This is a genomic window from Ottowia sp. (genome assembly GCF_047601385.1).
GTDB lineage: Bacteria > Pseudomonadota > Gammaproteobacteria > Burkholderiales > Burkholderiaceae_C > Ottowia.
The window spans coordinates 3,417,914-3,432,698 of the sequence record NZ_JASGJP010000001.1; the positions used below are offsets into that span (position 1 = coordinate 3,417,914).

The following is a 14,785-nucleotide window of genomic DNA, read 5'->3' on the forward strand; positions in this document are numbered from 1 at the left end:
ATGGCCGCATGAACGACTGCGACGTGCTCATCATCGGCGCCGGCATCGCGGGCGCTTCCGTCGCCTGGCGGCTGGCGCGCATGGGCCGGCGCGTGCGCGTGCTGGAGCGTGAGGCGCAGCCCGCCTTCCACAGCACCGGCCGCTCGGCGGCGATGTTCATGGAAAGCTACGGCCCGCCCGGCGTGCGCGCGCTGACGCGGGCGGGGCGCGATTTCTACCTGAACCCACCGCCCGGCTTCGCCGACGGCGCGCCGCTGCTGCACCCGCGCGCGGCCCTCTACGTCGCCACCGACGCGCAGCACGCCGCCTTGCAGGCGCTGCATGACGAGCTGGCCGCCTCCGGCACCGTGCTGGCGGTGCTGGACGCGGCGCAGATCGTGCGCACGGTGCCCGTGCTGCGCCCCGGCCTGTTCACGCGCGCGCTGCTGGACTCGGACGGCTTCGACATCGACGTGCACGCGCTGCTGCAAGGCTTTCTGCGCGGCGCGCGGGCGGCCGGCGCGGTGCTGTCGCTCGGCACCGAGCCGCGCGCCGCCGTGCACGAAGGCGGGCGCTGGCGCGTGGCGCTGTCCGATGGCTCGGCCGTCACGGCCGGCGTGGTGGTCGATGCCGCCGGCGCCTGGGTGGACGAGGTGGCGCTGCTCTTCGGCGCCGCGCCCATCGGCATCGAGCCGCGCCGCCGCAGCGCCTTCACCTTTGCGCCGCCGCCGGGCCTCCAAGTCTCGGCCTGGCCGCTGGTGGCGGACGTGGACGAGGGCGAGGGCTGGTACTTCAAGCCCGACGCCGGCCAACTGCTCGGCTCGCCCGCCAACGCCGATGCGACCACGCCGCACGACGTGCAGCCGGAAGAGCTGGACATCGCCCTGGGCATCCACCGCATCCAGGAGGCGACCACGCTCGAAATCCGCCGCCCCAGCGCCACCTGGGCCGGCCTGCGCAGCTTCGTGCGCGATGGCGAGATCGTGATCGGCTTCGACGGCGCCTGCCCCGGTTTCTTCTGGCTGGCGGCGCAGGGCGGCTACGGCATCCAGAGCGCGGCTGGCGCCAGCTTGCTGGCGGCCAGCCTGATCGCGGGCGCGCCGCTGCCCGATGAACTCCTGGCGCATGGGGTCGATTCAGCCCTCTTGCGCCCGTCCCGCCTGCGCTAGCAGCTATTGAAATGTGAGAAATATCGACCAAGCCCTGGCCACCGCCATCGAGCGCTACCGCCAGGCCAACCCCGCCAGCGAACGCATCCACGCCGACGCCACGCAGGCGCTGCCCGGCGGCAACACGCGCAGCGTGCTGTTCTTCCCGCCGTTTCCGCCTGCCATGGTGCGCGGCGAGGGCTGCCGGCTGTGGGACGCCGACGGGCACGCGTACCTCGACGCGCTGGGCGAGTTCACCGCCGGCCTGTACGGCCACTCCGAGCCGGCCATCCGCGCCGCCGTCGCCGAGGCGCTGGCCGGCGGCCTCAGCCTGTCGTCGCACACCGCGCGCGAAGGCGCGCTGGCGCGCGAGGTGCAGCGGCGCTTTCCGTCGATGGAACTGCTGCGCTTCACCAACTCCGGCACCGAGGCCAACCTGATGGCGCTGGCCACCGCCTGCGCCCACACCGGCCGGCGCAAGGTGCTGGTGTTCAAAGGCGGCTACCACGGCGGCGTGCTGGCCTTCGCCGGCGGCGGCTCGCCCGTCAACGTGCCGCACGAGTGGATCGTGGCGCGCTACAACGACCTGGACGACGTGCGCGCCCGCGCGGCGCCGCACCGCGGCGAGCTGGCCGCCATCCTGGTCGAGCCCATGCTGGGCTCGGGCGGCTGCATCCCCGGCGAGCCGGCCTTCCTGCACGGCCTGCGCGCGCTGGCCGACGACTGCGGCGCGCTGCTGGTGCTGGACGAGGTGATGACCTCGCGCCTCTCGTTCGGCGGCCGCCAGGCGCTGCTGGGCCTGCGGCCCGACCTGACCACGCTGGGCAAATATTTCGGCGGCGGCCTGTCCTTCGGCGCCTTCGGCGGCCGCGCCGGCCTGATGCAGGGCTACGACCCGCGCGGCGAGCGCGCCTGGCAGCACGCCGGCACCTTCAACAACAACGTGCTCACCATGGCGGCGGGCCTGGCCGGGCTGACCCAGGTGCTCACCGCCGAGCGCTTGCAGGCGCTGAACGCGCGCGGCGACGCACTGCGCGGGCGCCTGAACGCGCTGCTGGTGGAGCAGGGCGTGGCGATGCAGTTCACCGGCCTGGGCTCGCTCATGCAGTTGCAGCCCTTGGCAGGCCCGGTGCGCAGCGCCGACGACCTGGCGGCGGCCGACGACCGCTTCAAGGCGCTGGTGTTCTTCGAGCTGCTGGCGCGCGGGGTGTTCATGGCGCGGCGCGGCTTCATGGCGCTGTCGCTGCCGTTCGACGACGCGGCCTGCGACGCCTTCGCGGCCGCGCTGGAGGACGTCGTCAACGTCCACCGGCCGCTGCTGCCGGCTTGCGACTGATCGATTCAGATGACCAACAGGAGACTTCCATGATGCGATCGATGGCGCGGCGGGCCCTGCTCGCCGCTGGTGCGGCGGCCCTGGCGGCCGGTTCGGCTTGGGCGGCGTTCCCCGAGCGGCCCGTCACCCTGGTGGCGCCCTATCCGGCGGGTGGCGCCGCCGACGTGCTGGCGCGCCTGCTCGCCAAGCGGCTGGAGGACCAGCTCGGCAAGCCGGTCGTGGTGGACAACCGGCCGGGCGCCGGCACCGCCATCGGCGCCGCCATGGTGGCCAACGCCAAGCCGGACGGCTACACGCTGCTGATCAGCTCCAACTCCACCTTCACCATGAACCCCGCCGCCGGCGCCAGGACCAGCTACGACCCGGCCCGCAGCTTCGACGCGCTGGGTCTGGTCGGCACGCTGCCGCTGGCGGTGCTGGTGAACGCGGCCGTGCCCGTCAAGGACGTACAGCAACTGGTGGCCGCGGCCAAGGCTCAGCCAGACAAATTTCCGTACGGCAGCTTCGGCAACGCCACCAGTTCGCACTACGCCGGCGCCATGTTCACCCAGGCGACCGGCCTGTCGCTGACGCACGTGCCGTACAAGGGCAGTGCGCCGCTGATGACCGATCTCATCGGCGGCCAGATCCCGATCTCGTTCGACACCGTGGTGGCGGCGGCACCCCAGGCCCGCACGGGCAAGATCAAGGTTCTGGCGGTGACCTCTCCCCAGCGCTCCAGCACGCTGCCCGACGTCCCGACGATGGCCGAATCCGGCTACCCGGGGTTCGACCTGACCGCCTGGCTGGCCATGGTGGCGCCGCGCGGGCTGCCGGCCGACGTGAAGGACCGGCTGGTCAAGGCCCTGGCCGCCGTCATGATCAGCCCGGAAACGCAGGCGGCGATGCGCAAGGCCGGGTTCGAGCCGCAATGGGCCCCCGTGCCCGACTGGACCGGGCTGGTCACGCAGGACATCGCGCGCATGAAGGCGGTGGCCGACAAGGCGCAGATCAAGCTGGAGTGAGGCATGAACGCTGACGACCTGCCGCGGCTTTCCGCGATCGAGCTGCGCCGGCTGATCGGCGCCAGGGCGCTGTCGCCGGTGGAGCTGCTGGACGCCTGCATCGCCCGCATCGAGGCGCTGAACCCCAAGGTCAACGCCCTCTGCGCCACCGATTTCGAGCGCGCGCGGCAGGCCGCGCAGGTCGCCGAGGCGCAGGTGATGAAGGGCGATCCGCTGCCCCCGCTGCACGGGCTGCCGCTGGGCGTGAAGGACCTGCAGGACACGGCCGGGCTGCTCACGACCTACGGCAACGTGGGGTTCCGCGGCCACGTGCCGGCGTCGGACAACGGCCTGGTGGCGCGGCTGAAGCGGGCCGGCGCCATCGTCACCGCCAAGACCAACGTGCCCGACATGGGCGCCGGGGCCAACACGCGCAACCCGGTGTGGGGCGCCACCGGCAACCCGTTCAACCCGGCCCTGAACGCGGGCGGCTCGTCCGGCGGCTCGGCCGCCGCGCTGGCGCTGGACATGCTGCCGCTGTGCACGGGCTCGGACACCGGCGGTTCGCTGCGCATCCCGGCGGCGCTGTGCGGCGTGGTGGGGCTGCGGCCGTCGCCGGGGCTGGTGGCCAACGATGCGCGGCCGCTCGGCTGGTCGGTGATTTCCGTGCTCGGCCCGATGGCGCGCACGGTCGACGAAACCGCCTTCATGCTGGCCGCCTGCACCGGCCTGGACGCGCGCGATCCGCTGTCGTACCCGCCCACGGGCGCGGCCTGGCCGCTGCCGGAGGTCGATCCGGCGACGCTGCGCGTGGGCTGGACGGAGGACTTCGGCGTCTGCCCGGTCGATCCGGTGGTCCGGCGCGCCTTCCGCGCCCGGGTCGAGGCCCTGCGGCCGCTGTGCGCCAGCTGCGAGCCGCTGGAGATCGACCTGGCCGAGGCCGACCGCGTGTTCGACATCCTGCGCGCCGAGAGCTTCGTGGCCGCGTTCGCCGACGCCTACCGGACGGCCCCCGACTCGCTCGGGCCCAACGTGCGCGCCAACGTCGAGATGGCGGCCAGCATCACGCTGGCGGACCGCGCCTGGGCGCACCTGGAACAGACGCGGATCGCGCGCCGCTTGGCGCAGGCGCTCGAACGTTTCGACCTGATCGTGGCGCCGGTCACGCCGGTGTCGCCGTTCCCCTGGACCGAGCTCTATGCCCAGGCGGTCGATGGCGTGCCGGCGCGCAACTACTACCACTGGCTGGGGCTGACCTACGTGGTGACTCTGGGGACCCATCCCGCGCTGTCGCTGCCCTGCGGGGTGGATGAGCGCGGCATGCCCTTCGGCCTGCAACTGGTCGGCCGGCTGCGCGGCGACGTCGCCCTGCTGGGGGCCGCGCGTGCGCTGGAACAGGCATGGAAGGGCGATGCAAGCTTGCGGCGGCCCGTCCCCGACCTGGCGCGGCTGCAAGCCTCGAACGTCGATTTGCGCGCCATCGTCACGCATCCACCGCTGGTGGATGGCGAAGGCGCCGGCGCGGGCGCCGCCGCGGCGGTCTGAAGGGCGGCGGTCAGGCCCCGGCCAGCGCCCGCAGCCCGTTCAGGTCCACCAGGTTCAGCACCCGCCCCGAGCCGCTGATGAGGCTGCGCTCGCGCAGCTGGCGCAGCACGCGCGAGAACGTCTCGGGCGCGATGCCCAGCTGCGCCGCGATCAGGCGCTTGCGCTGGTTCAGCATCACGGCCAGGGTGCCGGGCGTCTCGGGCGCCGGCTCGGCGTGGCGCAGCAGCCATTCGGCGCAGCGCGCCTCGGCGTCCTTGGCCAGACGGCTGATGGCCAGCTCGGCCTGCTGGCGGTGGCCCTGCGCCACGTCGTGCAGCACCGAGCGCGCGGCTTCGGGCAGGGCCGCCAGTGTGGCCTGGAAGGCCGGCAGCGGCACGCGGCGCACCGCCACGTCGGTGTCGGCCACGGCGTCCACCAGCGCCGGCACGCCGAGCACGGCGCAGGTGGCATTCAGCCAGCAGGGGCCTTCGATGACGCCCATGCGCTGCGCGAAGCCGCCGGGCGCGCGCAGGCCCAGCGTGGCGCGCCCGGCGTCCAGGTGCAGCACATGGGACATCTGCTCGCCGCGCGCCATCAGCGTGGTGCCGGAGGCCAGCGCGACGACGTCGCCCGGCCAGTCGTGGGCATGGGGTGACAGCATGCGTGCACTGTGCCGCGCGCGGACGCGCGGAGCCTTGATGCACATCAACCGTTGGGGCGGTTGGCGGGCGGCGGGCTACAGCACCAGCAAAGCCCGGAAGTCGTTCACGTTGGTGTGCGTCGGCCCGGTCGTCACCAGGTCGCCCAGCGCGGCAAAGAAGCCGTAGGCGTCGTGGCGCGCCAGGTGGCCGGGCAGGTCGAGGCCGGCGGCCCGGGCACGCGCCAGGGTATCGGGCGCGACCTGCGCGCCCGCGTTGTCTTCCACACCGTCGATGCCATCGGTGTCGGCCGCCAGCCCCCACACGCCGGGCTGGCCGGCCAGCGCCCGCGCCAGGCCCAGGCAGAACTCGCCCGCGCGGCCGCCGCGCCCGTGGGCGCCGGCGCCCAGCGTCACCGTGGTCTCGCCGCCGCTCAGGATCACGCACGGCGGCTCGAAGGCGCCCGTGCCGGCCGCGCAGGCGCGCGCCAGCGCGGCGTGCATGCGCCCGATCTCGCGCGATTCGCCCTCGATCTGGTCGCTGAGGATGTGCGCCGCCAACCCGGCCGCGCGCGCCGCGGCCGCCGCCGCGCGCAGCGATTGCAGGGGCGTGGCGATCAGGTGCGCTTCGTGGCGGGCGAACAGCGCGTCGCCCGGCTTGGGTGTTTCCAGCGCGCCGCGCTCCAGCGCCAGCAGGGCCGCCGGCGGCAGCGCGATGCCGTGGCGGCGCGCGACGGCCAGCGCCTCGGCGCAGGTGCTCTCGTCGGGCACCGTCGGGCCGCTGGCGATCACCGGCAGGTCGTCGCCCGGCACGTCGCTGATCGCCAGCGTCACCACGCGCGCCGGCGCGCAGGCGGCAGCCAGCCGCCCGCCCTTGATGCGCGAGAGGTGCTTGCGCAGCGCGTTCATCTCGTGGATGCCGGCGCCGCTGGCCAGCAGTTCGCGGTTGATGCGCTGCTTGTCGGCCAGGGTCAGCCCCTCGGCCGGCAGCGTGAGCAAGGCCGAGCCACCGCCCGAGATCAGGCACAGCGCCAGGTCGTCGGCGGTCAACTCGCCCGCGAGTTGGAGCAGTCGCTCGGCGGCACGCTCGCCCGCCGCGTCGGGCACCGGGTGGGCTGCTTCGACGATCTCGATGCGCGCCGGTATGCCCGGCGGCCGGGGCGGCACGTGGCCGTAGCGCGTGACCACCAGCCCGGACAGGGGTTTGTCGGCCGGCCAGGCCGCCTCCAGCGCATGCGCCATCGCGCCGGCGGCCTTGCCGGCGCCCAGCACCACGGCGCGGCCCGGCGGCGGCGCGGGCAGGAAGCCGGCCAGCGTGTGCGCCGGCTGGGCGCGGGCGATGGCGACGTCCAGCAGGTGGCGCAGGAAGCCGGCCGGGTCGGCCGCGGGCGAGGGGTGGTTGGTCGGCATGACAGGCACAACAGTGAAAAGGCCCGCGGGTTCCGTGGGAACCTGCGGGCCTTCCATTGTGGTGCCGACTGCCGGAATCGAACTGGCGACCTACGCGTTACGAGTGCGTTGCTCTACCAACTGAGCTAAGTCGGCTGAAAACCGTAGCCTTCGATTATATAGCCGCTCTGGCGCTAGACTGGCCGCTCCGACCACCGACGCAGGAGAACCCGCCATGCCGAAACAAGACCTCGTTCTCGACGCCCGCGCGCTGCTGGACGCGCCCGAGGGCGGCCGCGCGCCGTCCCGCCGCGCGGCGCTCAGGCTGGGCCTGGGCGCCGGCTACGCGGCGGCCGTGCTGCCCGTCATGGCGCAGACGGCCATCAAAACCTCCAGCGACGGCCTGACCGCGGGCGAGGTGACGATCGACGTGGCCGGCTTCAAGATGCCCGCCTACCGCGCGCAGCCGGCCGGCAGGACCGGGCTGCCGGTGGTGCTGGTGCTGTCCGAGATCTTCGGCGTGCACGAGTACATCGCCGACACCGCGCGGCGCTTCGCCAAGGCCGGCTACCTGGCCATCGCACCCGAGCTGTTCGTGCGCCAGGGCGACGCGCAGAGCTACGGCGAGCTGGCCAAGCTGATGAGCGAGGTGATCGCCAAGGTGCCCGATGCGCAGGTGCTGGGCGACCTGGACGCCGCCGTGGCTTGGGCCGGCGCCCACGGCGGCGATACCGCCAGGCTGGGCGTGACCGGCTTTTGCCGGGGCGGCCGCTACACCTGGCTGTACGCCGCGCACCAGCCCAAGGTCAAGGCCGCGGTGGCCTGGTACGGGCAACTGGTGGGCACGCCCAGCGCGCTGACGCCCCGCAACCCCGTAGACGTGGCCGGCCAGCTCAAGGGCCCGGTGCTGGGCCTGTACGGCGGCGCCGACACCGGCATCCCCCTTGACACGGTCGATAAGATGAAAGCTGCCCTGGCCACGGCGGCCAGCCAAGGCAACGCCGCCGCCAAGGCGTCGGAGTTCGTGGTGTACCCCGACGCGCCGCACGCCTTCCATGCCGACTACCGGCCGAGCTACCGCAAGGAAGCGGCCGAGGACGGCTGGAAACGCGCGCTGGCTTGGCTGCGGCAGCACGGCGTGGCCTGACGAAGCCGCCGCACCGCAGGCAGCCGCCCCTTATGGGGCGGCTTCTGTTTTATGAAAGAAATCGCGCCCCAGCGCAAGCGGGACGGGCGCTGGCAGATATGAATTTGATAGCAATCCTGATCGGAACCCTGGTCGCCGGCGTCGGCAGCGTGTGGGTGGCGGCGGCCCTGTCGTGGGGCGCGCTGGCGCGCTACACGCAGCACATGCTCAGCCTGGCGGCGGGCGCGCTGCTGGCCACGGCGTTCATGAAGCTGCTGCCCGAGGCGTTCGAGAGCGGCGTGGAGGCGCACGCGCTGTCCACCACGCTGCTGGCCGGGCTGGTGTTCTTCTTCCTGCTGGACAAGGCCGAGCTGTGGCACCACGGGCACGAGCACCACCACGATCACGACCATGGTCACCATGACCACGCGCACCACCACCGCCACGGCGGTAGCTGGTCGGTGCTGCTGGGCGACGGCGTGCACTGCTTCGGCGACGGCGTGCTGATCGCCTCCGCCTTCATGGCCGACCTGCACCTGGGCGCGGCCGCCGCGCTGGCGGTGCTGGTGCACGAGGTGCCGCACCACATCGGCGACCTGGCGGTGCTGCGCTCGGGCAGCGGCGGCAACCGGCGCGCGGCGCTGCTCAAGGTGTCGCTGGCCGGCGCGCTGACGGCGCTGGGCGGGCTGGCGGGCTACGCGCTGGTCGGCCAGCTGGCGCACTGGCTGCCCTACCTGCTGGTGCTGGCGGCCAGCAGCTTCATCTACGTCGCGCTGGCGGACCTGATCCCGCAGTTGCAGAAGCGCCTGAACGCGCGCGAGACGGCGGCGCAGATCCTGTGGCTCGCCATCGGCATCGCGCTGGTGGTGCTGGTGGGTGCGCTGGGGCCGGCGCATTCGCATTGAAATGGCCCACCCCCGTTGCTCCACTCGCTGCGCGATGTTCCGGCATCCCCCCTCAAGGGGGCGCGCCCGCTGGTCGGGGGGCCCCGACCAGGAGCGCACTGGCATGGCCTGCTCCGCGGCCACTCGGCTCGTGAGGTTTCATGTGCCGCGGGCGGTGTGCGGCGCTGTTTAAGCTCAATTGGCCTCCAGCGCCCGCCCAGCAAGCGCTGGCAGCTATCAAAATAGAAGCGCTGGGCGGATCAGCCCTTGGCCACCGGCAGGCCGGGCGTGCGGCTCCATTCGCTCCAGCTGCCGCCGTACAGCGCCGTCGGCGCGTAGCCGGCCAGCTCCATGGCGATCACGTTGGGCACCGTGCTGACGCCGCTGCCGCAGTGGTGCACCACGCCGGCCGGGTCGCGCCCGGCCAGCAGGCGGTCGAACTCGGCGCGCAGCTGCGCGGGCGGCTTGAAGCGGCCATCGGCATCGAAGTTGTCGGTGAAGGGGCGGTTCAGCGCGCCGGGAATGTGGCCGGCCACCGGGTCCAGCGGCTCCACCTCGCCGCGGTAGCGTGGGGCGCCGCGCGCGTCGATCAGGGTCTGCGTGGGCTGCTCCAGCCGCGCGGCGACTTCATCCGTCAGCACCAGGCGGCGCAGGGCAGGGCGCAGCGCGAAGGTGGCGGCAGGGGCGGCGGGCGCCGGGCCGGATTCGGTCGCGCCGCCGGCCGCTTCCCAGGCCTGCAGGCCGCCGTCCAGCAGGGCGACGGCGTCGTGGCCGGCCCACTTCAGCATCCACCACAGGCGGCCGCAGTAGTTGCCGCCGTTGCGGTCGTACACCACGGCCTGCATGCCGTTGCCGAAGCCCAGCCGGCCCAGCGTCTGCGCGAACAGCTCTCTTTTCGGTAGCGGATGGCGCCCGCCGTTGACGGCCTCGGCGGGCGAGTGGGCGCTGAGGTCGCGCTCCAGGTGGGCCTGCCGGGCGCCGGCGATGTGCTTGCCTTCGAACAGCGCGTCGGCCTTGGCCGGGTCGGCCAGGTCGAAGCTGCAATCGAACACCGCGAGCGGCGCGCCGCTGGCCTGCAGCGCCTGCAACTGGGGGACGGTGATGAGGTGGGTGTGGGCCATGTCAATGTTCCTCCGCTGGGAGATTGGGCAGCGCGCGGGCGCGCAGGATGGTGGCGACGATGCCGCTGGCGATGATGATGGCGATGCCCAGCCAGCCGATCGGCTCGATCCGCTCGCCGAACAGCAGCAGGCCGAACAGCGCCGCGAACACGATGCCGGAGTATTGCAGGTTGGCCACGATCATGGTGGCGCCGCGGGTGTAGGCGCGCGTCATGCACAACTGGCCCAGCGCGGCCAGCACGCCGATGGGCAGCAGCCACAGCGCGTGCACCGAGTGGAGCGGATGCCGCTCGACGAACAGCATGCCGATGCCGCCGGCCAGCGCCGCGCCGGCCGAGAAGTAGAACACCGTGCGCGCCGCGGGCTCGCCCACGCGCCCGAGCGCGGCCACCTGGATGTAGGCCAGCGCGGACAGCAGCCCCGAGATCAGCGCGATCAGGCCGGCGAACAGCTGATCCTGCGCCAGCGTGGGGCGCAGCAGCATCATCACGCCGGCGAAGGCGGCCATCACGGCCAGCACCAGCGGGCCCTGGCGGCGGAGGTCGGCGATGCGCCCCGTCAGCAGCGTGCCGCCGAGCAGGAAGGCGGCCACCCACACGCCGCTCATGTAGTTCAGCGTCATGGCGGTGGCCAGCGGCAGGTGGGCGATGCCATAGAACCACGCGGCGAGCGCCGTCACGCCGATGAGGTTGCGCCACACGTGCATCATCGGCACCGGGGTGGACAGGCCAATGCCGCGCGAGCGCGCCAGCATGCCCGTGAAGACGATGCCGATGACGCCGCGGTAGCAGACCATCTCCAGCGCGCTGAAGTGGGGCGAGGCGTACTTGATGCACACGCTCATCAGGGCGAAGAAGAGCGAGGCGGCGATCATCCAGGCGGCTTGCATGGGCCGAGATTATGAATAAAAAGAGCCGCCAGCGCTTGCGGGACGGGCGCTGGAAGCTATGGTTTTTGCATCGTTGACGGCCAGTGCACAGCCCCGCCCCCAACCGCTCCCCCGTAACCGCTGCGCCCCCCACTGCCACAGCAGCAGCCCCCGGCATGCAAGCTCGCTGAGCACCCGGTCCACCGTGCCCAGGGCAGGAAAGAGAATACAAGGGGAAAATGGGGATGCGATGCCGGTGATGCGGAAGTCGAAGACGTGCTCAGGGGAAAGAAGGACATGAACGCCCATTTGACAGTACAGTCACCCCCAAACACCCTTTGCCAGAGACACGCCATGACCACCTTGACCATCCAGCTACCCGAAAGCCTCGCCCGGCAAGCGCGCCAAGCCGGGCTGCTGGAGCCGGATCAAGTGGCCGCCCTGATCGGTCAGGCGCTGCGCACACGCGAAGCAGCCTCGCAGTTGCGGCAATTGACGAAAAAACTCGACGCCGACCCGCTCCCGCCGATGGATGACGCCGAGATGCAGGCCGAAATCGACGCCTACCGCCGTGAAAAGCATGCGGCGGCTGGTCGCTGACACCAACACCATCATCTCGGGCCTCCTCTGGAGCGGCGCGCCACGCCAGATCATCGACAGCGCCCGCGCCGTGTTTTTCAGCAGCCCTGCCATGCTGGAAGAACTGGCGGGCGTTCTGCACCGCGCCAAGTTCGCGCAACTGCTGTCCACACGCCATGTCCGGCCCGATGCGCTGGTGGGCAGCTTTGCGAAACGGTGCCATCTTGTGCACCCGCACCCGATTCCGCCCACCTGCCGCGACCCTGACGACGACGCCGTGCTCGCCTGCGCGCTGGCAGCCGATGCCGACTTCATCGTCTCCGGCGACAAGGATCTGCTGACGCTCGGTCATTTCCAGCGCATCCCCATCGTGACCGCAGCGCAAGCGCTGGCGCGGCTGCGCGCTTGAGCGCCCCGCCCCGCGAGCGATACCGCCCGGCCCCCATGCAGCCCCCGGCCGCGCCCGCCGGGCTGGCCGCGCGGGCAGGCGCAGCGCTGAAACTACAGGTCAAATCGGCCTCCAGCGCCCGTCCAGCAAGCGCGGGCAGCTATTCTTTCGATAGTTTCCGGGCTGCTATCCACGCTGACGGCAGCGCAGCGGCCCTGACCAACGCTTGCGGGCGGACAGGCGCACGGCGTCAGAACCGGTACTTCAGCGTGGCGTACAGGTTGCGCGGAGCGCCGTACACGTGCTTGAAATACGCGGTGCGGTAGGACTTATCGAACACGTTGTTCAGGTTCACCGTCAGGCTCCAGTGGCGGTTGATGGCATAGGCCGCGATCAGGTTCACCACGGCATAGGGCTTCTGCGTGTAGATCGGCCACAGCGATTCATCCTTCCAGTCAGGGAACCACTTGCTTTGCCAGACCACGCCACCACCCAGCGTCAGGCCAGGCACGCCAGGCACGCGGTAGCTGGTGAACAGCTTGAACATATGGATCGGGATGAATGTGCTGAGGCGAGCGCCATCGCTGCCGCGCGTGACCACGCGGGTGTAGCCGGCTTGCGCCTGCCAGCCGCGCGCCAGCTCGCCAGACACTTCCAGCTCCCAGCCACGGCCCTTGGTGTTGTCTTGCGCCACGTAAGCCTGGCTGCCGTCCGGCGTCTGGTTGCTGCCGTCGACCACCGCCAGGTTGTCCTTGCGCACTTCGAACATCGCCACGCTGGCGTTCAGCCTACCGTCCAGCCAGGCGCCTTTCAGACCCCATTCGAAATTCCTGCCCTGCTCGGGATCGAGCAGCTTGCCGGTCACGTCCTTGGCCGATTGCGGGTTGAAGATTTCGGTGTAGCTGGCGTAGGCGGAGAGATTTCCGCTCAGGTCGTATACGACGCCGGCGTAGGGTGTGAAAACGCCGCGCTGCCTGCGATCGTCGGAAACGGGGTTGCCGGGGTCATACGACGATGAATTCGGGTACTCCTCCGTCCGAGTCTTCCAGTAGCTCCAGCGGCCGCCCAGGATCACCGACAGCTTGTCGGCCGGGCGCAGCCGGGTGGCCGCGTACAGGCCGGCCTGCTCGGTCCTCACCGAGTAATCACTCATGTACATGTTGCTGACCCCGGGGCCGGCCGGGTCAATCAGCGGCAAGTCGCCGCGCCATTGCGAGAACGGCACGGTGGGCGCGGTCCAGCCGCCGCCATCGGACCGATCGAAGGAGTCCATGACCCTGAAGCCCGCGACCAGATCGTTCCTGCGGCCGAAAAGCTCGTACTGCCCTTCTAGCTTGCCGGCGAGATCGCGCACGCGGTAGGGCTTGACGGTTCTCCAGTCGATCCTGTCCATGGTCATGCTTGCGTCTGCATTGGCGCCGACCTGCAGATCGCCGCGCCGCCCAAACCAGTCGGTCAGGCTGTGGCCATAGCTCAACTGCCCGCGCCAGTTGTCGTTGAACTGGTGTTCGATCCTTGCGGTCAGCATGGTGTGCTCGGTGCTGTAGCGACTCGAGTCCGGCAGCGTGTTCTGGGACCGGGACGCCGGCACCAGACTGCCGTCGCCAAAGGTCAAGTCAAAGCCATTCCCCCACCCCGCCGCGCGGCCAGACGTGCGGCCATGCTGCAGCGCCAGGGAGACCAGCGTCTTGCTGGTCAGGTCGGCTTCCAGCACGCCGTAAGCCACGCTTTTATTGGCGCGGTAGCGGTCCACCCAGGACTGGCCTTCGTCGTATGCGGCCACGAAGCGCCCGCGCAGCGTGCCGGCCTGATTCAGAGGACCGCTCACGTCGCCCACCGTCCGGCGCTGGCTCCAGCGCCCCAGGCTTTGCGACAGCGAAGCCTGAAAATCGCGAGTGGGACGCTTGCGCGTCAGTACCACCCTGGCTCCCGGGTTGCCACTGCCGGTCAGCAGGCCGGTGGCGCCACGCACTGCGGTGATGGAGTCGTAGACTGCCGTGTCGAAGGAATGGACGTCGTATCCGCCTAAACCGGCCGTCAGGTCATCGACCTGATAGCTGGTGATCTCGTATCCACGCGCGAAGATCCCCAGATGACCACCAACCTGTGTACCTGTTGTCGAGACATAAATGCCCGGCACTTCGCTCAGCGCAGTATCCAAGGACTTCAAGCCCTGCTCATCCATCCGCTCCCGCGTGATCACCGTCACCGACTGCGGCGTCTCGCGCAGCGACAGATTCATGCCCGTGGCGGCGCTGGTACTGCGCGTAGTGAACGAGCCCGAGCCTTCGGTAATGCCATCGCGCAAGGCGCTGTCCCTCACCGTCACCTCGGCCAGGGTCGCGCCCGTGGCGGCTTCGGCCGTGGGCGCGCGGGCCTCGGCGCGGCGGCGCAGCAGGTAGCCGCCGCTGGGCGTGGGCACGGCCTCCAGCCCGCTGCCGGCCAGCAGCCGGTCCAGCGCGGCGAGCGGGGCGTGGCTGCCGCCCAGCGCGGGCGCGGTCAGGCCCTGGGTGAGCGCGGGGTCGAACGACAGCAGCAGCCCCGACTGCCGGGCGAACGCGGCCAGCGAGGCACCCAGCGGCCCGGCCGGGATGTCGAACGTGCGCGCCGCCGCGCTGGCCGCCGGGCCGGCGCTCTGCGCGTGGGCGGCACTGCCGGGCAGCAGGCCGCTGCCGGCATGAAGCCCCAGGCCCAGTAGCACGGTCACGCCCACGGGCGTGCGCCGGCTCGCGGGCCCGGGGCAGGGTTGGGGAGAATGGGTGCTGGTGGGGCGGGCGGTGCGGCGCATGCGGGTTTCCTCCTCGGCGATGGGGACCAATGGCG

At 71.6% G+C, this 14,785-nt stretch carries 13 protein-coding genes and 1 tRNA gene; 8 read left to right on the forward strand and 6 right to left on the reverse strand.

Annotation, left to right across the window (positions count from 1 at the left end; all coding sequences use genetic code 11):
• Positions 1-8: 8 nt before the first annotated feature.
• From QM772_RS16555 to QM772_RS16570, 4 genes are read left to right on the forward strand one after another with little or no spacing between them, the layout of a single operon-like run.
• Positions 9-1,148, forward strand: a complete 1,140-nt coding sequence (locus QM772_RS16555; RefSeq protein WP_415138390.1) for an NAD(P)/FAD-dependent oxidoreductase — start codon at positions 9-11, stop codon at positions 1,146-1,148.
• 13 nt (positions 1,149-1,161) lie between these two features.
• Positions 1,162-2,463 carry an aspartate aminotransferase family protein gene (locus QM772_RS16560; protein WP_415138392.1) on the forward strand — a complete coding sequence of 434 codons (1,302 nt, stop codon included), beginning with the start codon at positions 1,162-1,164 and terminating at the stop codon, positions 2,461-2,463.
• Between the two features lie 29 nt (positions 2,464-2,492).
• Complete coding sequence (locus tag QM772_RS16565; protein ID WP_415138394.1) at positions 2,493-3,467, forward strand: Bug family tripartite tricarboxylate transporter substrate binding protein; 975 nt, start codon at positions 2,493-2,495, stop codon at positions 3,465-3,467.
• Positions 3,468-3,470: 3 nt separating this feature from the next.
• On the forward strand, positions 3,471-4,991 hold the full coding sequence (locus tag QM772_RS16570; protein ID WP_415138396.1) for an amidase: 1,521 nt from the start codon (positions 3,471-3,473) through the stop codon (positions 4,989-4,991).
• A 10-nt stretch (positions 4,992-5,001) separates the two neighbouring features.
• Here QM772_RS16570 and QM772_RS16575 read toward each other — a convergent pair whose 3' ends face one another.
• The 3 genes from QM772_RS16575 to QM772_RS16585 form a co-directional block, all read right to left on the reverse strand.
• Entirely contained in the window at positions 5,002-5,631 is a 630-nt protein-coding gene (locus QM772_RS16575) for a Crp/Fnr family transcriptional regulator (protein ID WP_415138398.1), read from the reverse strand.
• 75 nt (positions 5,632-5,706) lie between these two features.
• A complete protein-coding gene (locus tag QM772_RS16580; protein ID WP_415138400.1) occupies positions 5,707-7,017 on the reverse strand; it encodes a glycerate kinase type-2 family protein in 1,311 nt (436 codons plus the stop codon).
• A 59-nt stretch (positions 7,018-7,076) separates the two neighbouring features.
• Positions 7,077-7,152, reverse strand: a tRNA-Thr gene (locus QM772_RS16585).
• A gap of 79 nt (positions 7,153-7,231) precedes the next feature.
• On the opposite strand from QM772_RS16585, the gene QM772_RS16590 reads away from it, so the two are divergent.
• Together QM772_RS16590 and QM772_RS16595 are read left to right on the forward strand one after the other, a co-directional pair.
• The gene (locus QM772_RS16590; RefSeq protein WP_415138402.1) at positions 7,232-8,143 is read left to right on the forward strand and encodes a dienelactone hydrolase family protein; all 912 of its coding nucleotides are present in this window, start codon (positions 7,232-7,234) and stop codon (positions 8,141-8,143) included.
• A 98-nt stretch (positions 8,144-8,241) separates the two neighbouring features.
• Entirely contained in the window at positions 8,242-9,027 is a 786-nt protein-coding gene (locus tag QM772_RS16595; protein ID WP_415138404.1) for a ZIP family metal transporter, read from the forward strand.
• A 239-nt stretch (positions 9,028-9,266) separates the two neighbouring features.
• Here the strand turns inward: QM772_RS16595 and QM772_RS16600 are convergent, their stop codons facing one another.
• Together QM772_RS16600 and QM772_RS16605 are read right to left on the reverse strand one after the other, a co-directional pair.
• A complete protein-coding gene (locus QM772_RS16600; protein ID WP_415138406.1) occupies positions 9,267-10,127 on the reverse strand; it encodes a sulfurtransferase in 861 nt (286 codons plus the stop codon).
• A 1-nt stretch (position 10,128) separates the two neighbouring features.
• Positions 10,129-11,016 carry a DMT family transporter gene (locus tag QM772_RS16605; protein ID WP_415138408.1) on the reverse strand — a complete coding sequence of 296 codons (888 nt, stop codon included), beginning with the start codon at positions 11,014-11,016 and terminating at the stop codon, positions 10,129-10,131.
• Between the two features lie 333 nt (positions 11,017-11,349).
• On the opposite strand from QM772_RS16605, the gene QM772_RS16610 reads away from it, so the two are divergent.
• Together QM772_RS16610 and QM772_RS16615 are read left to right on the forward strand one after the other, a co-directional pair.
• Positions 11,350-11,595: a hypothetical protein gene (locus QM772_RS16610; RefSeq protein ID WP_415138410.1), complete on the forward strand. Its 246-nt coding sequence runs from the start codon at positions 11,350-11,352 to the stop codon at positions 11,593-11,595.
• Positions 11,576-11,983, forward strand: a complete 408-nt coding sequence (locus tag QM772_RS16615; RefSeq protein ID WP_415138412.1) for a putative toxin-antitoxin system toxin component, PIN family — start codon at positions 11,576-11,578, stop codon at positions 11,981-11,983. The genes QM772_RS16610 and QM772_RS16615 overlap by 20 nt, the downstream gene beginning before the upstream one ends.
• A gap of 229 nt (positions 11,984-12,212) precedes the next feature.
• On the opposite strand, the gene QM772_RS16620 is transcribed toward QM772_RS16615, so the two are convergent.
• The gene (locus QM772_RS16620; RefSeq protein WP_415138414.1) at positions 12,213-14,750 is read right to left on the reverse strand and encodes a TonB-dependent siderophore receptor; all 2,538 of its coding nucleotides are present in this window, start codon (positions 14,748-14,750) and stop codon (positions 12,213-12,215) included.
• Positions 14,751-14,785 lie beyond the last annotated feature (35 nt).